The sequence below is a fragment of the Roseateles amylovorans genome (assembly GCF_025398155.2).
Classification (GTDB): domain Bacteria; phylum Pseudomonadota; class Gammaproteobacteria; order Burkholderiales; family Burkholderiaceae_C; genus Roseateles; species Roseateles amylovorans.
Window position 1 is genome coordinate 3,821,795 of sequence record NZ_CP104562.2, and the last position, 19,098, is coordinate 3,840,892.

A 19,098-nucleotide genomic window follows, 5' to 3' on the forward strand; every position below is an offset into this window, starting at 1 on the left:
CCATGCCACCCCATCCGGTTGAGGACGTCCGCCATCGAGGCGCTTCCCATGGCCCGCTCACCGCACGGGACCCGATCCCTGCCCAGGCGCGCGTGCACTGGGGCCGCTGGCTGAGCGCCGCCTTCGGTCTCGCGGTGATGGCCCTGCTGGTGTGGGCCGCGCGAAAGATCGACTGGCAGGAGGTCCTGGACGCGCTGAAGCAAGTGCCGGCGACGGCGCTGGTGGCTGCCGGGTTGCTGTGCGTGCTCAGCCACCTGATCTACAGCAGCTACGACCTGGTGGGACGCGCCTGGACCGGTCACACGCTGCCGGTGCGCCGGGTGATGCTCATCACCTTCATCAGCTACGCCTTCAACCTCAACCTGGGCTCGCTGGTCGGCGGCATTGCGATGCGGCTGCGGCTGTATGCGCGGGAGGGCCTGAAACATCCGGTCCCCACGCAGGTGCTGGCCCTCAGCCTGACCACCAACTGGCTGGGCTACGGTTTGCTGGCGGGGTTGCTCTTCCTGATGGGCTGGCTGGCACCGCCACCGGAGTGGCCGGTGAGCGCCTCCGCCTTGCGCGGGCTGGGCGCGCTGATGCTGGGAGTGGTGGCCACCTATCTCGCCCTGTGCGCGTTCTCGCCTCGCCGGGAGCTTCGGCTGCGCGGACATGCGATGGTGCTGCCGGGCCTGCGGCTGGCGCTGATGCAGTTGCTGGTGTCCTCGGCCAACTGGCTCACGATGGGCGTGATCCTCTACGTGCTGCTGCAGCAGGGCGTGCCCTACGGCACCACGCTGGCGGTGTTGCTGGTGGCCGCGGTCGCGGGCGTCATCGCCCATGTGCCGGCCGGACTCGGTGTGCTGGAGGGCGTGTTCGTGGCGCTGCTGGGGCCATCGCTGGGCCACGGTCAGGTGCTGGCGGCGCTCATCGCCTACCGCGCGCTGTACTACCTGCTGCCGCTGGCACTCGCCACCGTCGCCTACTTCATGCTGGAAGCGCGCAGCCGCCGCTGAGGGGCGCTCGCTCCCGCGACCCGCCGCCCGCATCGGCAACTGCCGCAGAGCCGGCCCCTGTGCGGCCTGAGTCGAACGCGATCAGACCGAGGGCGACACCCCGCCCAACTGCGCGCTGAGCGCTTCTGCCGCCTGACGGACCGTGGCTTCGAAACTCGGTTTCTGACGCGAGGAAGGCACGGTCAGGGTCAGCGCCCCCAGCAATCCATTGGCATCGAACACCGGCGCGGAGATGCCCATCAATCCGGGGACGCGGTCGCCATCCAGCACCACCACGCGGTCCCGCCGGATCTGTTGATACAGCTTGCCGCGTGCCCCGGAGAAGGCCATCAGCACCCGCCCGCCGGCACCGCGATCCAAGGGCAGCACATCCCCGGCGCGGATGTGATCGCGCAGCAGCTGGGGGGAATCCACACGGTACAGGCAGACCCGCTCGTCGCCCCGCCGCACATGGAAGGCCGCGCTTTCGAGGGTGAGGTCCACCAGCGATTGCAGCACCGGCAACACCGCCGCCTCCAGGGAGAAGGAGGCCGCGAAAATCCCATGCAGCCGCGCGACTTCGTGGCCCAGCGCATAGCTGCCGTCGGGCTGTCGACTCACCCAGCGGGCATGCGCCAGCGATGCCAGCAGCCGCAGCGCGGTGCTCTTGTAAAGACCGGTGCGGGCTGACAGCTCCGCCAGGCTCAAGGCGCGGTCGCCTGACCGGAACGCGGACAGCAGCGAGAGCGCCCGATCCACTGCCGCCACGCCACCCGGCGCGATCGAGGTCTCCGACGCCGAATCGGGGGAAGAATCGGAGGCAGCACCGGGGGCAGCACCGGGGGCCGAAGCGGGAGCCGATTTGGAGGAAGAAATGCCTTCCGAAGTCGCCGCTTTGGCCTTCGAAGCCGCACCGGCCAAGGTGGCCGCCCTGGCCGACGTGGCCTTCGCGACCGTTCGCGTGGCCCGTGCGGGTGGCACCGAGGGCTTCATGGCCCGTTTCACCATCACGACATCCTTTGGGAATTCCCGCCTCATGCCGCGCGGCATCCCTCACCGTGAGGATGCATCGTGCCCGAGTGATGCGCCGAATCCGCTCCGGCCGCCCATACTCCCTCTGACTCAGGGACAACCCTAGGCACCCAAGGCGAACGCCCTCCGGTTTGACAGGACCGGTCGGCGGCACGAATAATTGGCGAACAAATAGAACGCCATTCTATCTGGCAGAACGTTTCCCGCCCTCCTCAGCCTTGGGGACAGAACGACAGAAATCCCGGGACAAACGCGCGTCAGGCCAGAACAGCCCTCCAGTCACGACCTGGCCTCGCCCCTCGCACCGCCAGATCCAGTGCACGATCGATCGGGATCCCATGATTCGCCCTCCCCTGCAAGGTTTCCGCGTGCTGGACTTGACCAATGTGTTGGCCGGTCCGTTCTGTGGCCATCAGCTCGCGCACCTGGGCGCCGACGTCATCAAGGTGGAGTCTCGTGAGGGCGGCGACCTGGCGCGCCAACTGGGCGCCGATCCGGACCTCAATGCCAAGCTGATGGGCGTTTCTTTCCTGGCCCAGAACGCCGGCAAGCGATCGATCACCCTCGACCTCAAACAGCCGCGCGGCCGGGAGGTCTTTCTCGCGCTCGTGCGCACCGCCGACGTGCTGATCGAAAACTTCCGTCCTGGCGTGATGGACCGCCTGGGCCTGGGCCATGAGGCCCTCAAGGCGCACCGGCCCGGGCTGGTCTATTGCGCCATTTCCGGCTTCGGCCAGACCGGCCCGTTGCGGGACCTGCCCGCCTACGACCAGATCATCCAGGGCATGTCCGGCGTGATGAGCATCACCGGCGATGCGGCGTCCGCGCCGCTGCGGGTGGGCTATCCGATGGCCGACACCGTCGGCGGGCTGACGGCGGCCTTCGCCGTCGCCGCCGCGCTGGCCGATCCGCAGCGTGAGCAGCACGGCGGGCGCTTCATCGATGTGTCGATGCTGGATGCGGTGATGGCCACGATGGGATGGGCGGTCTCGAACCACCTGATCGCGGATCGCCCGCCGACGCCGATGGGCAACGACAACGTCACCGCCAGCCCCTCCGGCACCTTTCGCACCGGCGACGGCCTGCTCAACATCGCCGCCAACAAGCAGGCGCAGTTCGAGGCGCTGTGCCGGGTGCTGGGCCATGAGGAATGGTGTGAGGATGTCCGCTTCAGTGAGCGGCAGGCGCGGCTGCGGCATCGGCGCGAGCTGAGCGACCTGATCGAACAGGTGCTGTCGCAGCACAGCGCCGACCACTGGTGGCCGCGGCTCACCGCCGCCGGCATACCGGCCGGTCCGGTGGTCAGCGTGCCGCAGGCGCTGGCCCATCCGCAGGTGGCGGCGCGCGGTCTGGTGGCCCCCTTCGCGCAGGTGCCGGGCGTGGGTCGCGACATCCGGGTGCTGCGACCCGGCTTCCAGTTGGACGGCGAACCGCCCAGCGTCCCCACCCCGCCGCCGCAGCTCGGCGAACACACCCGCGAACTGCTGGCCGAACTGGGCCTGAGCGAGGCGGAGATCGATCGACTCCATCAGGACCATGTGACATGAGCGCCCCCCATACTCCCGCGTCGACTGCCGGGGTGACCGACCCAACACCCCCGCAGAGCCCGCAGAGCCCGCAGAGCCCGCATGATGCCTCGGCGGCGGCGCAGGATCCCCGCGTCAGCCAATGGTGGTCGACCCGCATCATCGACATGAAGCCCGGAGAGATCCGCTACAGCGGCTATCCCATCGAGCAGTTGATCGGCCAGGTGGGCTTTGCGCACATGGTGTGGCTGCTCACCCGGGGCGAGCTGCCGCAGGCCCCGCAGGCGGCCTTGCTGGAGGCCGCGTTGATGGCCGCGGTGGACCACGGCCCGCAGGCGCCCAGCATCGCGATCGCGCGGATGGCGGCGACCTGCGGCGTCGGCCTGAACAATGCGATGGCGTCCGGCCTGAATGTGCTGGGGGATGTGCATGGCGGGGCCGGCGAACAGGCAGTGGCCCTGTTCAACGACATCGCCCGCCAGGAGGACGGCGGTGTGGCACCGGAGATCGCCCTGCGCCAGGGGCTGGACGATGCGAAAGCCTTGTACGGTCCCTACATCGCAGGCTACGGCCACCGTTTCCATCCGATTGATCCGCGCGCGCCACGGCTGCTGGCGCTGGTGGACCAGGCGGCCAAGGACGGCATCGTCAGCGGCCGATTCGCCGGGATCGCCCGGGCGGTGGAAGACGAACTGGCCTATCGCAAGAACGGCCGACGCATTCCGCTGAACATCGACGGTGCCACCGCCGTCATCTATGCGGAACTGGGTTTCCCTGCGCCCCTGGCCCGCGGCCTGTTCTGCCTGTCACGGTCGGTGGGATTGCTGGCCCATGCCTGGGAGCAGATGCAGCAAGGCGGCCGCAACAAGGGGCCGATCCCGCGCGATTACCTCTGGAACTACACCGGTCCGGCGCCGCGCACACCGGCGCTTTGAACGACTGACGCGGAAGGCGGCCGCTGCGTCATGTCGAAGGGGCGGACGGCCGTCCTCCGGGTGGCACGGCGGACGGCGTTGTGACTGGCGTTGTGACCGGCGTTGTGACCGGCGCTGTGACCGGCGTTTTGGTCAGCGTTTCGACCGGCGTTCAGACCGTCGGCGTATCCGGGGCCGAGGGCAGCACCGGGGTAATTCCGTAGAGCGCCAGCAGTCCGAACACATGGCCGATGGCCACGCCTGGCTCGCCGGTTTCGATCCGGGCAATGGTCTGGACATGCACGCCCAGTCGCTCGCCGGCCGCCGATTGGCTCTGCCCTGCGGCGGTTCGCGCCGAACGGGCGGCCGCGCCGAGGTCCTTGATCGCTTGAAGCGCCCTGTCGTCGATCTCCACCGAGATCCGTTTGCCTTGTGCCATGGGGGACATTCTCGCCGCGAAAAACGACACGGCGCCGGGAATGGCTGGGCACGACAGGCTGAACCGGACGTCCGGATTCAGACCGCCTCCAGCGCCAGTTCCAGCCGATCGCACAGCGCCCGAAGCGCCCCGTCCAGCTCGCGGGCCTGCCTCAGCAGCCGATCGGCCTCGTGTGACTCGGTCACGGCGTGCTGCAGGGCCAGCGTGGCGCGATCCAGCTCCACGGCGCCGATCGCCGCGCAGGCCCCATGCAGGGAATGCCCCATCGCCGGCCAGCGCGAGGCCCAGTCGATATCGGGCCGCAGCGGCAGATCCGCCAACCCATGGCGGTAGGTGTCGACAAAGGTCTGCACGATGCGGCGCAGGACATCGCCCCGACCGCCCGCCGCGCTCAGCGCCTGGGGCAGGTCCAGGCCGGGCACCTCCGCCAGCGTGAGGGGCCAGCGCATGCCCGGTGCTGCGGCTGGCTCTGCGGCCAGCTCGGGCGTCCACGGCACCGACGGGCCGGGTGCGGGCCCGGTCGACGCGCCGCGTGCGGGCAGCCAGCGCAACAGCGCGGCATACAGCACAGCGGGATGGACCGGCTTCGCCACATGGTCGTTCATGCCGGCGTCCAGGCAGGCTTGGCGGTCCTCACCGAAGGCGTTCGCCGTCATGGCCAGGATGGGCAATGCGGACCCGTGCGCGGCACGGATGCGCCGGGTCGCTTCCAGCCCGTCGACGCCCGGCATCTGCATGTCCATCAGCACCAGGTCATAGCGCGCCTGGGCCACACGACGCACCGCCTCGGCCCCGTCGGCCGCCAGGTCCACCACCAGTCCGACATCGGTCAGCAGTTCCTGCGCCACCAACTGATTGACCGGGTTGTCCTCGGCCAGCAGCACGCGCCGGCCGGCATGGTCCGCACGCAGCGCCATGGCGCACTGGCCCTCGTCCAAAGGCGCCCCGCCGGCGGGCGACGGCCGGCCGGTCGTCGGCCCCAGCACCCGCACCATGGCGTCGTACAAGGCGGAGGGTGTGATCGGCTTGACCAGCACCGCATCGAAGCCGGCCTCCTGCGCCGCCATCCACATGGCCGCCTCATCATGGGCGCTGATCAGGATGTGGCGGGTGGCGGGCAGGAGCCGTTGCCGCTGCATCTCCATCAGCGTCGCCGCGCCGTCCAGCGGCGCCATGCGCCAGTCCAGCAGGATCAGGTCATAGGCGCGGCCGGCGGCCTGCTCGCTGCGCAGGCGCTCGATCGCGGTGGGTCCGCAGGACGCGGTGTCCGCCTGCATGCCCAGCACGCCGATGGCATCGGCCAGGGCCTCGCGCGATTCAGCCAGATCGTCGACCACCAGCACCCGCCGCCCAGGCAATGCCACCGAGGACGACGCCGCCGGCCCCGGATCACCGCGATGCAGCCACGCGGTGAACGAGAAACTGCTGCCCTGCCCCGGCGCGCTGATCAGATCCACTTGGCCGCCCATCTGCTCCGCCAGGCTGCGGGTCAGCGCCAGTCCCAAGCCGGTCCCACCGTAGCGCCGGGCGGTGCTGCTGTCGGCCTGGTGGAAGGCGTGGAACAAGGCCGCCTGCTGTGCGGCGGGAATCCCGGGACCGGTGTCGCTGACCTCGAAGCGCAGATGCAGCCGATCGCCGTCTTCGGCCAGCAACTGCGCCTTGAGCGAGACCCAGCCCTGCTCGGTGAACTTCACCGCGTTGGACAGCAGGTTGATCAAGGCCTGGGACAGCCGCTTCGGATCGCCCCGCAGCCGGGCCGGCAGGTGGTCGGCATCCAGCACCAGCTCCAGCCCCTTGGCCTGCGCAGCGGGGCGCACGATTTCCAGGGCGCCGCCGAGCAGCGCATCCCGCTCGAACGGGATGTCCTCCAGCATCAGCTTGCCGGCCTCGACCTTGGACAGGTCGAGGATGTCGTTCAGCAGCTGCAGCAGGTGGCCGGCCGCCGCCTGCAATTGCGTCAGTCGCTCCTGCTGGCGGGGCTCGGTGGCATCGCGCTGCATCAGATGGGCCAAACCGAGGATGGCATTCATCGGCGTACGGATCTCATGGCTCATGTTGGCCAGGAAGGTGCTCTTGGCCCGACTCGCCGCCTCCACCGCCACGTTGGACTGCGCCAGGGCCTGCACCGTTTGCGCCAGTTCCGACTCCTTGGCCGTGACCGCCTGCAGGGCGTCCTCCCGCGCGCGCCATGCGCGCAGCAGCATTCGGTGGAGCCCGGCGGTGAGCACCATGGCGGCAATGACATAGGCCACCACCTGAATCGCGTGGGCGCGCCACTCCGCCAGCGCATCGTCATGGGCAGCGCTCACCAGCACATACAGCGGACTGCCCGCGATGCGGCGAATGGCCACCACCCGCTGCTGGCCGTCGATCGAACTGACCGTGTGATAGAGGGCCTCGCGCCGCCCTTCGGCCAGCGCCTGACGGGTCTGCGGCGCTTCGAAGCGCCGCACTTCCTCATCCTTGCGCGGCAGCGCCGGCTCGCGCCAGTAGATCCGGCGATCGCTGTCGAACAGCGCGACGGCGCCATGCGCCCCGGTGTGCAGCCCGCGGAACATCTGGGCGATGTCGTCCATGCTGAAGTTCAGGTAGACGACGCCGCCGAACGTCTGGTCGCGATGGCGCAGGGCCCGAGCGACCGGCATGACCCAGCTGTTGGTGACGCGCGACTGCAGCGGCAGGCCATAGACGGTACCCGGCGCCCGGCGCGCCTCGTCGTAAAAGGCCCGGCCGGCCACGTTCAATGCAGCCCCGCTGGGCACGCTGACGCCGTAGACGACCCGCCCGGCTTCGTCGCTGCCCCGCAGGCCGGAGGTCCCCGGGACCAGCCGTTCCAGGTCGCCGAGGCGAGCCGAGAAGGCGGCGACCTCACCGCCGCGGACGTCGGTTTCGGCAAACAGTTCGGCCGCCCGCGTCAGGGTGCGATCGGCGGTCTGGAACTGCACGCGCAAGGAGCTCTCCAGGGCCAGCGCCAGACTGGAGACCTGCGCTTCTGCCGCGCGGATGGCGGACGCCCGGCTTTGCCAGAGATCGAAGGCCGCCAGCCCGCCCAGGGCGAGCAGGCCAACCCAGAGCAACACGCTCAGGCGCAAGGCGGCGTGGTCGCGCCACCAGGTGCGACGCTCACTGCGGACTGCAGGCATCGTCTCGCTCCTCTTGTCGTCGCCCGGTGCCGATCGCGCGCCTGCACGCGTCGGCGCCGATTTCGGGCGGTGGGCTGCGGGCGGATCCGCCGTTGCGAACCGGTCCCGCCACACCATCGCTTGAATTCGGGCGTTCTTCTCATTCAGAATGCCCTTGCCACGTCACCTTCCACGCGCAGGGCATTCCGAACCGTTAGATTCCGACCGTATCGGAACTGCAAGCACATGGACAGCCCACGGGTGATCAAGGCGATCATCAACGTGAAGGAATTCCAGCCTCCCCTGCCCCCATGACGAGCGAGACACTCCCCACGCAGCGACACCCGGTTGACCTGCGCCTGCACGCGGCCATCGAAGCGGGCCAGCTCGGGATCTGGGATCTCCGGCATGAGCTCGAGACGGTTCACTACTCGCCGCAGTGGAAGCTGCGATTCGGCTTCCCCGAACCGGACAGTGCCGACAGCACCCATTTCTGGCAATGCCGGGTGCATCCGGATGACCTCACCGCCATGGTGGAGGCCATGCGGGCCCATGCGAACGACCGGCATCCGCATTACGAGGCCCGGTTCCGGCTGCGCAGCAACGGGTCGGGCTATCGCCTCGTTCACTCCCGGGGCCGCATCGTCGAGCGCGACGCGCAAGGCCGGGCACAGCGGGCCGTCGGCGTCATGATCGACCTGACAGACCGTCCGGCCACCCCGCGCGAAGGCCTGTCCCATGGACCGCGAGGCGCCATGGCCGGCCTGCCGATCACGCTGCCGTTCCACCTGCTGCTCAAGCTCCCCCGTGCAGGTGACGCGCTGGCGGCGGGGCACGACGCCGACCTCCACACCGAACGGCATCGGCTGCTCGCGCAGGTGGACGACCTGCTGCATGAAGCGATGCAGCAGCTGGACGAGATGCGGAACGCCTGAGACGTCCGAGGCGCCTGGAACCGCACAGACGCCAGAGACGCCACAGACGCCACAGACGTCAGAGAAGCCTGAAACGCCGGACGCCGTCGACGCGCTCAAGGCGCCTGGACGATCACGACACCCATGAAGACCACGAAGACCGCGCCCCGTCAGGCCGTCACCCCATACCGCTTGGCCGCTGCGGCCAGGTGGGACCGCACCACCACCACATGCCCCGGCAGGATCAGGCCGAGGTAGACCTTGCCCAGCGCGTTGTGGCAGTGCACCACGGTCGTGGCGACCGCCTCCCGGCCGCCGCCGTCGATCGGCCGCACCAGGATGGAGAGCTTGAAGTCCAGGTGCCGGTCCTGCTCGCCGAACACCACTTCGTCCGGCGTGCTCGACAACACCCGAAAGATGTCCACATGCGCGACACCGCTGCGCGCGAGGTGATCGCGCATGGCGGCAGTGGTCTTCAGCCCGAAGGGTCGGACCAGTGCGTCGCGGAGGCCCAGCAGCACTCGAAACCAGCGCGGCGGATCGGACAAGGCGGCGCGGGCCAGCGTCATCGCATCGGAGGGTGCGTGATCGGCCAGGGTGATCGCGAAGGCATCGGCCAGATGCGCGCTGGCCACGCTGGCCGCGAGCTGGCTCTGGGGCGGGGGAGAAACACGGCGGCTGATGGGCATGCGAGAACGGACCGGTGAGTCGAACCGGCGGATGTTCTCACGCGCGGATCCACGCCATGCAGCGTCACGGCCAAGACCAAGACGAAGACCAAGACCAAGCCAAAGCCAAACCACACCCAGCCACGAACAACAACGAGCCGACCCCGCACCGCGGTGCGAGGTCGGCTTCGCGCTGGGCGTCAAGGGCCAAAGGCGACAAGGGCGACGGGCACGCCGCCACGGCGGCGCGTGCCCATCGTCACTCGTCGCTGGTCATCGGCCGCTTGTCACAGGTCACTGCGGCTTGTAGACGACCTTCAGCTGATAGTTGCCGGCCGCATAACCGGACAGCAGCACATACACGTCGCCCGCCGTGGTCATGCTGACGGTGCAGGCCTCGGTCGAGCTCGAACCGTCCGACTTGCAGGTGTAGGTGGTCGTCGTGGGCACCGCGCTCCTGCGGGCATAGAGGTCGATGTCGCCGGTGCCGGTGGTGCTCGCCGTGAGGCTGCCGCCCGCAGCAACCTTGAACGGACCGAAGCTGCGCGTCTGATTGCGCGTCAGGCTGCCGCTGAAGTTTTCGGTGCGGTCCGCGGGCGCGGTGCCCGGTCCGTCACTGCCCAGCTCCACCGCATAGGCGGCCGCCAGACGGGCGAACTTGAGCGAATGATCCGCCTGGCTGCCCATGTTGGCGTAGGTGTCGTTGGCCGTGTGGATGTAGGGGTTGTCCGCACTGAAGCTCGCCTCGAACGGCAGGCTGGCGTAATAGCCTTGTGCATTCCAGGAGGCATGGTCGGAGCAGCCGTAGCCGCAGCGATCGGAGCCAATCTTCAACGTGGGCAGGTAGGTCTGGATCAGGCTGGTCAGGAACTGGTTCTGCAGGCTGTCGGTGTAGTCGGTGAAGATGTAGATGTCGTTGGCCGCGCCCTTGTAGTTGGTCATGTCCAGCTGCATCACGCCCACCACATTGGTGTTGGCCGCGGCATAGCTGGCCGCGATCTCCTGCGAGCCGCGCAGGCCGACCTCCTCGGCCGCATACGCCATCAGCTTGATGGTGCGCCGTGGCTTGTAGTTGGCCGACACCAGCGCCCGCAGCACTTCGGTCAGGCTGGCCACGCCGGAGGCATCATCGTCCGCACCCGGCGCGCGCATGGTTTCGGCCGAGCCGCCGGACTGGTTGATCGAATCCAGGTGGGCCCCCAGCACGATCACTTCGCTGCCGTTGTCGGTGCCCTTGATGGTGGCGATCACCGACTTCTGCGCCCATCCCGCATGGGTGAACTGCTCGACGGTGATGTCGCTGCGTCCGCCCGCCAGGGTGAGCCAGCGCTGGCGCAGCCAGTTCGATGCATTCACGCCGCTGCTGCTGGTGTAGTAGCGGTTGGTGTAGCCCGACAGATCGACGATGGTCTGGCCGATGTTGCTGGCCTGCATCTGCGACAGGATGGGTGTGACCACCGCCTGCTGGTCGATCACATAGCTCGGACGCGTCACCGCCACCGCCGCGGCCGCCACCGACCGGGCCGAGGCCGGCAGGCTGTGGCGGGTCAGCGAGGCGCGGCCGGCGGCTTCGGTCGAGTGGTACATGTAGCCGCCGCAGCGGCGCAATTCCTCATGGATGGAATGGCTGAGCGAAGCCAGCACCTCTTCATCCACCTGCACCAGATGGATGCCCTCGGGGGCCACTGCGGTGGACAGGCTTTGGTCCTCGCTCGGGGCGGACAGGACGCTGGCCACCGAGCGGACGGCGGGACGGTGCTTGAGCAACTTGGCATAGGCGGCATCGCCCAGGCTGATCCAGACCTTCTCGCCGGCAAAGGCGGCGGGTGTGAGCGCGCTCAGGCTCAGGCACAACGTGGTCAAGGCAAAGAATTGACGCATGAGAGTGGTCTCCGGAAATAGGCGAAGCCCGGCGCGCCGCGATCAAGCGGCGCGCCGGGGTGGCGGTCAGACGGGGATCAGTAGGTGCCGACCAGCGAAGCGCCGCTCACGGTGGCGTAGGCATTCAGCAGGATGTAGTAGGTGCCTGCGGTCGGTGCCGAGATGGTGATGGTCTCGGCATTGGTGCTGCCATCGGACTTGCGGTCGTAGGACGTGGTGGTCGGCGCAGAGCCGCGGCGGACATAGATGTCGCCGTCACCCGTGCCACCTGACAAGCGCACGCTCAACTGGGTGCGACCCGACGGCACCGCAATGGTGTAGAGCTTGGTCGCGCCCCGGGTCAGCGCAATGCCGGTCACCGGCACACCGCTGGTGAGGGCGGTGCCGGTCGGGGGCGGCGTGGTGCTGCAGCTCACGCCCACGCTGGCAAAGGCGCGGGTCACATCGGCCACGGCATAGCCCCGGTCGGTGGCGGCCCGCTCGACGCCGCAGGCACCCTGCGCGAAGGTGCTGCTGGGGGTCCAGTACAGCCGGTTGGCATCCACCATCACCTCGAAGGCCTTGCGGGTGTTCCAGCCGGTCGAGGTGGCCAGCAGATAGAACGCCTTGTTGAAGACGCCGCTCGAGTAGTGGACATCCATGCCGCTGGTGTAGTTGGCGGCATTGCCGATCGAGCGCCCGTCACGCGTCGGATCGGCGAAGTAGCGCAAGGCCCCGGTGGACTTGAAGATCTCGCTGCCCACCAGCCAGTCGTTGGTGCCGCGCGCATAGTACTCAGCCGCTTCACCGGCCATGTCCGAGAACGCTTCGTTCATGCCGCCCGACTGGCCGGAATAGACCAGGCCGGAGTTCTGCTCGGTGAAGCCGTGGCTCACCTCGTGCGCCGACACGTCCAGCGACACCAGCGGATAGAAGCGGCTGGCACCATCGCCGAAGCTCATCGCCGTGCCATCCCAGAAAGCATTCTCATAGTTGGTGCTGTAGTGCACCTTCATGTAGAGCGTGCCGGTGAGCGGGCGCACATTGAACCAGTCCCGGTACATGTTGAAGATCACGTTGCCGAAGAAATGGGCATCGTTGAGCGGCGAGTAGGCGCCGTTGATCTGCTTGAACTCATTGCGCGGGCAAGTGAAGGCAAACGGCGTTGATCCACTGGTGCCGCCATTGAGGTTGACCGTGATCACATTGCCGGAGTTCATCTGGCAGGAATCGTTGACCTGCAGGGCCGGATAGTTGGTGCCGTATTCATAACGACCGGTCTTGGTGTTGCCGCCAGGGCCGGTGGCGTCACGATGCGCCAGTCCTTCCCAGCGCTGCAGCACGGCGCCGGTGTTGGCGTCGATCATGAAGTGCGGGCGACTCGGGGTGCGGCTGTCGTGCCGAACGAAGGACACCAGATAGAACAGCTGGGCCTGATTGCGCTCATTGAGCTTGATGTAGAGCTTGACCTGTTCGTTCTCGGTCAACGCCGCATTGACCGCGCTTTTGGCGATGGTCAGGACGCTTTGCGAGCTCAGGCCCGGCTGCGCGGTGGACAGATCCTGCTGGATGTTGGCCACCAGCGAGCCGGAGTAGCGCGCCGAAGCGGCGGTGGTGTCGAGGTGCTCGACGACCGCCTCGCCCCAGATCGGGACGCCCTGGTAGAACTGCTGGTGACGGGTGACGACCTTGCCATTCGGATAGGTCTGGCTGCGCACGGCCTGGAGGTCGCTGACGGCGAGTCCCAAGGCGGAGGCGGCACCGCCCTGCACGGCGCTGGCCGCGCGCTGCAGGGTGTTCACCGGTGCGGTGTCGTCGAGGACGATGCGTTCCGCGGCCATGACTTGGCAGGCGGCGGTGGCTGCGGCGGCAACGAGGGTGGCGCGCAGGACGGTCTGGATGGATGCCATTTTCATGAGGTCTCTTTCATTCGTGATAGATCGGTGATCTCCCGAAGAATTGACCAGGCCCCGCTCGTGTGGAGACAAGACCGGCCACCCTACTTGCCGTCCGGGTGGGGGCGGGCTGTAGATGTGTGCGGCTAAGGCAGACGCCGCCTTTTTATATCCACGGATACCCGTCGTCGGCGCGGAGGGCCGGGCTGGCGGTGGGTCATCTACCCGAGGATTGGCGCGAATGTAGGCCGAGAGAACCGCAGGTCACCCTGTCAGTCCTGACATCCGGGCTAACCCTGAAAATGGTGGAGATGCGCATGCCTATCGCACGGATGGCTGCAATGCCCGCATTGATGCGGGTTGATGCGCGGCATCGGGCGATGGCCCGATGAACGGTCGGCCCCTGGCGGGCCGCCTGCACCGCCGTGTGCCCTTTTTCTGGGGCATTCTGCGCGCCCGGTGTGGCGCGGACGCACACACCACGGTGGACCTTAGGAGGCCACACCTCTTATCGACATGGCACCGATCGATGGATCGATGCGTCGATGGATCAGGCGATCAATGGGCTGATGGATCAAGCCATGGCCGAATGACCGCCTTGCTTGGGAGTGTCGCGGGCGTTGATGACAAGCTCGTGAGACTGAACACCCGCAAACTGGCATCGACGCTGCGGAACAGATGGCCGCGAGGGCGACCGCAACAGCGACCGCAACAGCGACCGCAAACGCGACCGTAAAAGCGACCGGACGGGTGACTGAAAAGGGGGTCGGTCCTGCGCCCGCGCCCCCTTTCCGCCGCCAGCCTCTTACTGCGCCTTGGCCGCCGCGACCAGTCGATCCATCGCCTGGGCAGGCGTGATCTGGTCGCTGTTCCAGTACTGGCTGACCACGTCCTTCATCGCGCCTTCCACCGCCGCCGAGACCGCCATGCCATGGGCAATTGACGGCAGCAGCGTGTTGGACTTGCCGGCTTCGGCGAAGTCGGTGGCGGAGGCCTTGGCGCAATCGTCATAGCGCGACAGGTTCACGCCCTTGCGCACCGGGATCGAGCCCTTTTCCAGGTTGAACGACTCCTGCACCGCCGGCGACATGATGGCGGTGGCCAGGTCGCGCTGGGCCTGCTGGTTGGCCTCGCCCTTGACCTTGAACATCGCGAAGGAGTCGACGTTGAAGGTGTAGCCCTTGCTGGTGCCGGGCGCCGGCACGCACAGGAAGTCCTTGCCCGCGACCTTGCCGGCGTTCAGGAACTCACCCTTGGCCCAGTCGCCCATGAGTTGCATGGCCGCCTCGCCCTTCATGACCATGGCGGTGGCCAGGTTCCAGTCGCGGCCGCCTGCGTTGCGGTCGGTGTAGGCCTTGAGCCGGCGGAAGGTCTGCAGGGACTTTTCCATCGTCGGGCTCTTCAGACTGGCCGGATCCAGTTGCACCAGCGCCTTGCGGTAGAAGTCGGGGCCGCCGGTGCCCAACACCACCGTCTCGAAGGTGGTGAAGTCCTGCCAGGATTGACCACCATGCGCCAGCGGAATCACGCCCGCCTTCTTCAGCGTCTCGGCGGCGGCAAAGAATTCATCCCAGGTGGTCGGCGTCTTCACGCCGGCCTTGCGCATCACTTCCGGATTGATCCAGAGCCAGTTCACGCGGTGCACATTCACCGGCGCGGCAATGTAGTGCCCCTGATACTTGACGATGTTGCTGATGACCGGTTGCAGCTGCTCATCCCAGCGCTCGGCCTTGGCCACGTCGTCGATGTTGGAGAGCATGCCTTCGCGGGCCCAGTCCTGCAGCAGCGGTCCCTTGATCTGCGCGGCCGTGGGTGCATTGCCGGACATGGCCCGCGTCTTGAGCACCGTCATCGCCGCATCGCCCGCTCCGCCGGCCACGGCGAAGTCCTTCCAGCGATGGCCCTTGGCCTGCAGCGTGTCCTTCAGGCCCGAGATGGCCTTGGCCTCGCCGCCGCTGGTCCACCAGTGCAGCACTTCCAGATCACCGGCCTGGGCCGCACCGGCGCTGCCCAGCAGCATCGTGATCACCGCACAGCCCAGCAGGTGGCGGCGGCTTCGGATTGTCGTGTTCATGGTTTGTCTCCGTGGGTCATGCCACCTGAGGTGGCTGTAGTGATGCGCTTGCGTGCCCCCTCGCCCGCCCGGGACGGCAAGGTCCCAGGCCAGGCTGATGGCGCCGGGGGCATGGCGCCGTTTCAAGGTCCGCGCGCGAGGCGGATGGGTCGCCCGTCAGGCGGCGGGGACGTCCTTCAGCACGTCGACGATGTCGTAGGCCGCGCCCATGGTGTGATAGTCGACCTTGCCGGCCGGGCTCTTCTCGTCACTGAGCTTGCGGTTCTGATGGTCGAGGATGCGGTACCAGGCGCCGTGCTCGTGATCGACGAAATGGGTCCAGCTGTAGGCCCACAGGCGCTCGTACCAATCCCAGTAGAGCTTGTCTCCGGTACGGCGGGCCAGCAGCGCGGCCGCGACGGCGCTTTCGGCCTGCACCCAGAAGTACTTGTCCGCGTCGCAGACGGTCAGGTCGGGCGCCAGCGAATAGCACAGGCCGCCATGCTCGGCATCCCAGCCACGCCGCACCGCCACGCGGAAGAGCTGCGCCGCGGTCGGCAGGGTCCAGCTCAGATCCTGATCCAGGTGATGGCTTTGCGCTTCGAGCTGCAGCAGCAGCTTGGACCATTCGGTGAAGTGGCCGGGCTGGTAGCCCCAGGGTCGGAAGAGGTTGGCCGGGTCGTGGCGGTTGAACAGCCAGTCCGGCTGCCAGTGCGCGTCGTAGTGTTCCCAGATCAGCCCGTCGCAGCGCTGGGCCTGCCGCACGGTGATGTGCCGGGCCAGCAGCGCCGCCCGTTCCAGGTAGTGTGTCTCGCCGGAGGCCTGGAAGGCTGCCAGCAGCGCCTCGCAGGCATGCATGTTGGCGTTCTGGCCGCGATACGGCGAGAGCACCTGCCAGTCGGCGCTGGCCTCATCGGCATACAGGCCGGCGGATTCGCTCCAGAAGCGCTGCTCCATCAGCGCAAAGGTCTCGGCCATCCAGGGCCGTGCCTCCTCCACGCCGGCCATCACCGCATGGGCATAGGCCAGTAGCACGAAGGCCAGGCCGTAGGCGTGGCGGGTGCCGTCGATCACCTCGGCCTGGCCGTTGCGCCAGCGCAGCAGCCAGGCATAGCCGCCGTGGGTGCGGTCGAAATGGGCCTCGCGCAGAAAGCGCACCCCGTGGCGCACGCCCGCCTGATAGGCCGGATCACCGAAGCGGCGGAAGGCCATCGCATAGGTGAAGACGAATCGCGTGCTGCTGACCAGATGCCGCTGCTGCGCGTCATAGACCGTGCCATCGTCCTTGAAGAAATGGAAGAAGCCACCGCTGGGGTCGATGCTGCGCGGATGGTAGAAATCCATCGTGTGCTTGGCGTGGGCCAGCAGCACGGCCGGGGAGCGGAAGTCGGGCAGATGGGGCATGAGTCGACGGTGGTGCAAGGGTGCCGGAAGGCGGTGGGTGAGATCGCGGATCTCAATCGTTGCTGCTGGTGCTGTCGCGCACGATCAGATCGACCGGCATGATCAGCTCCTGCGGTTCCTGGCCGGGCGGATGGAGCAACAGCTCCACGCCGCGGGCGCCCAGCGCTTCCTTGTCCACCCGCACGGTGCTCAGCGGTGGATGGGCGACCGAGGCGCCGGTGATATCGTCGAAGCCGATGACGGCGATGTCCTGCGGGATCCGGAAGCCCTCGCTCAGGCAGAGCTGCATGGCGACCAGGGCGGCGCTGTCGTTGAAGCAGACCACCGCATCGGGCCGCTTCTTCATGCCGAGCAGGCTGCGCATGGCGGCGGCCACGCCGGCGTCGCCGTCGCCCAATTGGGGCGCGATGACTTCCAGGTCGGGATCGGCCTGGATCTGGGCTTCGAACAGGGCACGGCGGTAGCCCCGCGCCCGCTGTTCCAGGCTGTAATGCGCCGGCGAGCCGGAGATCAATGCGATGCGTCGGCGTCCGCTACGCAGCAGATGGCTGGTGGCCAGGAAGCTGCCGCGTTGATGGTCCGGGTTCACCGAGGTGATGCCCCGGCGGTGCATGTCCACCAGCACCATGGGCTTGCCGGTCTGCCGCAGGGCATCGAGGATCTCGGGCTCGAAATAGCCAGCGCAGAGAAAGGCGTCCAGTTGATGGACGCGACGCTGGTCCACCACGGGTTCGGCCGGTCCGGCGACGATGAACGACAGCGTCAGGCCGTCGCGACGGCACATCTGCTCGGCGCCATGCAGCACCGACGAGAAGAACGGGCTCGACGGCAAGGTGTTGTGCTGGCTGTGCAGCAGGAAGCCGATCCGGCGGATCTTGTGGGTGCGCAGTTGGCCGAAGTCATAACCCATGCGCAGGGCCAGCTCGCGCACGATCTGGCGCGTGTCGTCGGACAGGCCGGTCTGGTTGCGCAGGCCGCGGGACACGGTGCCGATGGACAGGCCCGAGGCCTTGGCAATGTCGCGAATGGTGACGGTGCTCATGGGTGGGGCGATTCTTCAAGTGGCCCCGGATGGGGTCAACCCAGTTGCGCCATTTTCATCGCGTGTTTAGTGCTGTTTAGGAAACAGCCTGTGTCCGGTTCACCAAGGGTTGGCCGCGGCCGTGCCCTGGTGATAGCGCATCTGCCATCGGCCTTGCGTCTGCAACCAGACCGAGGCGCGCAGCGTGTGGCGCGCCAGGCTGCCGTCGGCCAGGCGATGCGCCGCTCGATAAGTCAGCAACGCAGCGCCGGGCTGCAGCACCACCGCCGCGTAGCCGTCTGCGACCACCTCCACGGGCACGGTCTCGCTCAGCATCATCGCCAGGATGTCCGCACGCGACCAATGGCGACCGGACCGGCCGACTTCCTCGAAGTCTGGATGCAGCAGCGCATTCAGTCGCACCGCATCGCCACGCAGCTCGGGGCGATGGAGATCCGCCTCCAATCGGGACAGTGTCTGGACCAGGGTCTCGTGGATCAAGGGAACTCCGTCGTGGGACATGGGCACGCGGCGCAGGTTACCGCACCCTCGAGCCTCGACTGCATGGCGTCAGAGGTCGCCGCCCGAGGCCACTCACCGCACACTCGCCGCCCCCTCCCAGGCCAGTCACCAGAGCGTTGGTAAAGTGGCGGCGATCCCAGGGCGCGACGATCGCGTGCCTCCACCTCGCACCATGAAAAAAGTCATCCAGTCATTCCACGATTACCTGCCCGACTGGGCCGCCGAATGGCTCGACATCCTGATCCCGACCGCGCAAGTGGTGCTGATCATCCTGGGCGCCTGGCTCAGCATGCGCCTGGCCCGCAAGGCGCTGCGCAAACTCAGCCGCACCTACGCGCTGCCGATGCGGATGGTGGACCTGTCGCTGCGGGTGATCGGATTTGTCGTGTACGGCGGTGCCCTGCTTTGGGCGCTGGAGCGGCTGGGCGTCTCCGGCGCCGTGCTGTGGACCGCCTTCACCGGCTTTGCCACCGTGGGTGCGGTCGCCTTCTTCGCGGCCTGGAGCGTGCTGTCCAACCTGTTCTGCGCGCTGCTGATCTTCACCACCCGGGCCTTCCGGGTCGGTGATGTGGTGGAGCTGCTGGAGAGCGGCGACAAGCCCGGCATCAAGGGCCGTGTGGCGGAGATCAACCTGGTCTACACCACGCTGCAAGAGACCGGTGATACCCAGCACGGCACCAGCCTGCAACTGCCCAACAGCCTGTTCTTCCAGCGCGTGTTGCGACGCTGGCACGGCAACGCGAGCTGAGCCTCT

General features: G+C 67.7%; 15 protein-coding genes. 5 read left to right on the forward strand and 10 right to left on the reverse strand.

Annotation, left to right across the window (positions count from 1 at the left end):
- Positions 1–2: 2 nt before the first annotated feature.
- A complete protein-coding gene (locus N4261_RS15835) occupies positions 3–995 on the forward strand; it encodes a lysylphosphatidylglycerol synthase domain-containing protein (RefSeq protein ID WP_261756252.1) in 993 nt (330 codons plus the stop codon).
- A gap of 81 nt (positions 996–1,076) precedes the next feature.
- Here N4261_RS15835 and N4261_RS15840 read toward each other — a convergent pair whose 3' ends face one another.
- Positions 1,077–1,982, reverse strand: a complete 906-nt coding sequence (locus tag N4261_RS15840) for an IclR family transcriptional regulator (protein WP_261756253.1) — start codon at positions 1,980–1,982, stop codon at positions 1,077–1,079.
- Between the two features lie 362 nt (positions 1,983–2,344).
- Between N4261_RS15840 and N4261_RS15845 the strand changes: the two genes are divergently transcribed.
- Both N4261_RS15845 and N4261_RS15850 read left to right on the forward strand, forming a co-directional pair.
- Positions 2,345–3,553: a CaiB/BaiF CoA transferase family protein gene (locus N4261_RS15845; RefSeq protein ID WP_261756254.1), complete on the forward strand. Its 1,209-nt coding sequence runs from the start codon at positions 2,345–2,347 to the stop codon at positions 3,551–3,553.
- Between the two features lie 146 nt (positions 3,554–3,699).
- On the forward strand, positions 3,700–4,467 hold the full coding sequence (locus N4261_RS15850) for a citryl-CoA lyase (protein ID WP_435532068.1): 768 nt from the start codon (positions 3,700–3,702) through the stop codon (positions 4,465–4,467).
- Positions 4,468–4,618: 151 nt separating this feature from the next.
- Here the strand turns inward: N4261_RS15850 and N4261_RS15855 are convergent, their stop codons facing one another.
- Together N4261_RS15855 and N4261_RS15860 are read right to left on the reverse strand one after the other, a co-directional pair.
- Positions 4,619–4,885, reverse strand: a complete 267-nt coding sequence (locus N4261_RS15855; RefSeq protein WP_261756256.1) for a helix-turn-helix domain-containing protein — start codon at positions 4,883–4,885, stop codon at positions 4,619–4,621.
- Positions 4,886–4,962: 77 nt separating this feature from the next.
- A complete protein-coding gene (locus N4261_RS15860; protein ID WP_261756257.1) occupies positions 4,963–8,028 on the reverse strand; it encodes a hybrid sensor histidine kinase/response regulator in 3,066 nt (1,021 codons plus the stop codon).
- A 290-nt stretch (positions 8,029–8,318) separates the two neighbouring features.
- On the opposite strand from N4261_RS15860, the gene N4261_RS15865 reads away from it, so the two are divergent.
- On the forward strand, positions 8,319–8,942 hold the full coding sequence (locus N4261_RS15865) for a PAS domain-containing protein (RefSeq protein ID WP_261756258.1): 624 nt from the start codon (positions 8,319–8,321) through the stop codon (positions 8,940–8,942).
- Positions 8,943–9,091: 149 nt separating this feature from the next.
- Here the strand turns inward: N4261_RS15865 and N4261_RS15870 are convergent, their stop codons facing one another.
- The 7 genes from N4261_RS15870 to N4261_RS15900 all read right to left on the reverse strand — a co-directional run bounded on the left by N4261_RS15870 (position 9,092) and on the right by N4261_RS15900 (position 18,323).
- On the reverse strand, positions 9,092–9,610 hold the full coding sequence (locus N4261_RS15870) for a DUF2867 domain-containing protein (protein WP_261756259.1): 519 nt from the start codon (positions 9,608–9,610) through the stop codon (positions 9,092–9,094).
- Positions 9,611–9,883: 273 nt separating this feature from the next.
- Entirely contained in the window at positions 9,884–11,470 is a 1,587-nt protein-coding gene (locus tag N4261_RS15875) for a M20/M25/M40 family metallo-hydrolase (RefSeq protein WP_261756260.1), read from the reverse strand.
- Between the two features lie 77 nt (positions 11,471–11,547).
- Positions 11,548–13,365: a M4 family metallopeptidase gene (locus N4261_RS15880; RefSeq protein ID WP_290428824.1), complete on the reverse strand. Its 1,818-nt coding sequence runs from the start codon at positions 13,363–13,365 to the stop codon at positions 11,548–11,550.
- Between the two features lie 784 nt (positions 13,366–14,149).
- Entirely contained in the window at positions 14,150–15,418 is a 1,269-nt protein-coding gene (locus tag N4261_RS15885) for an ABC transporter substrate-binding protein (protein ID WP_435531934.1), read from the reverse strand.
- Positions 15,419–15,574: 156 nt separating this feature from the next.
- Entirely contained in the window at positions 15,575–16,801 is a 1,227-nt protein-coding gene (locus N4261_RS15890) for an AGE family epimerase/isomerase (RefSeq protein ID WP_261756261.1), read from the reverse strand.
- 52 nt (positions 16,802–16,853) lie between these two features.
- On the reverse strand, positions 16,854–17,843 hold the full coding sequence (locus N4261_RS15895) for a LacI family DNA-binding transcriptional regulator (protein ID WP_261756262.1): 990 nt from the start codon (positions 17,841–17,843) through the stop codon (positions 16,854–16,856).
- A gap of 99 nt (positions 17,844–17,942) precedes the next feature.
- Positions 17,943–18,323, reverse strand: coding sequence for a nuclear transport factor 2 family protein (locus tag N4261_RS15900; RefSeq protein WP_261756263.1), 381 nt, complete (start codon positions 18,321–18,323; stop codon positions 17,943–17,945).
- 193 nt (positions 18,324–18,516) lie between these two features.
- Here N4261_RS15900 and N4261_RS15905 point away from each other — a divergent pair, with 193 nt between their 5' ends.
- Positions 18,517–19,092 carry a mechanosensitive ion channel family protein gene (locus N4261_RS15905; RefSeq protein ID WP_261756264.1) on the forward strand — a complete coding sequence of 192 codons (576 nt, stop codon included), beginning with the start codon at positions 18,517–18,519 and terminating at the stop codon, positions 19,090–19,092.
- Positions 19,093–19,098 lie beyond the last annotated feature (6 nt).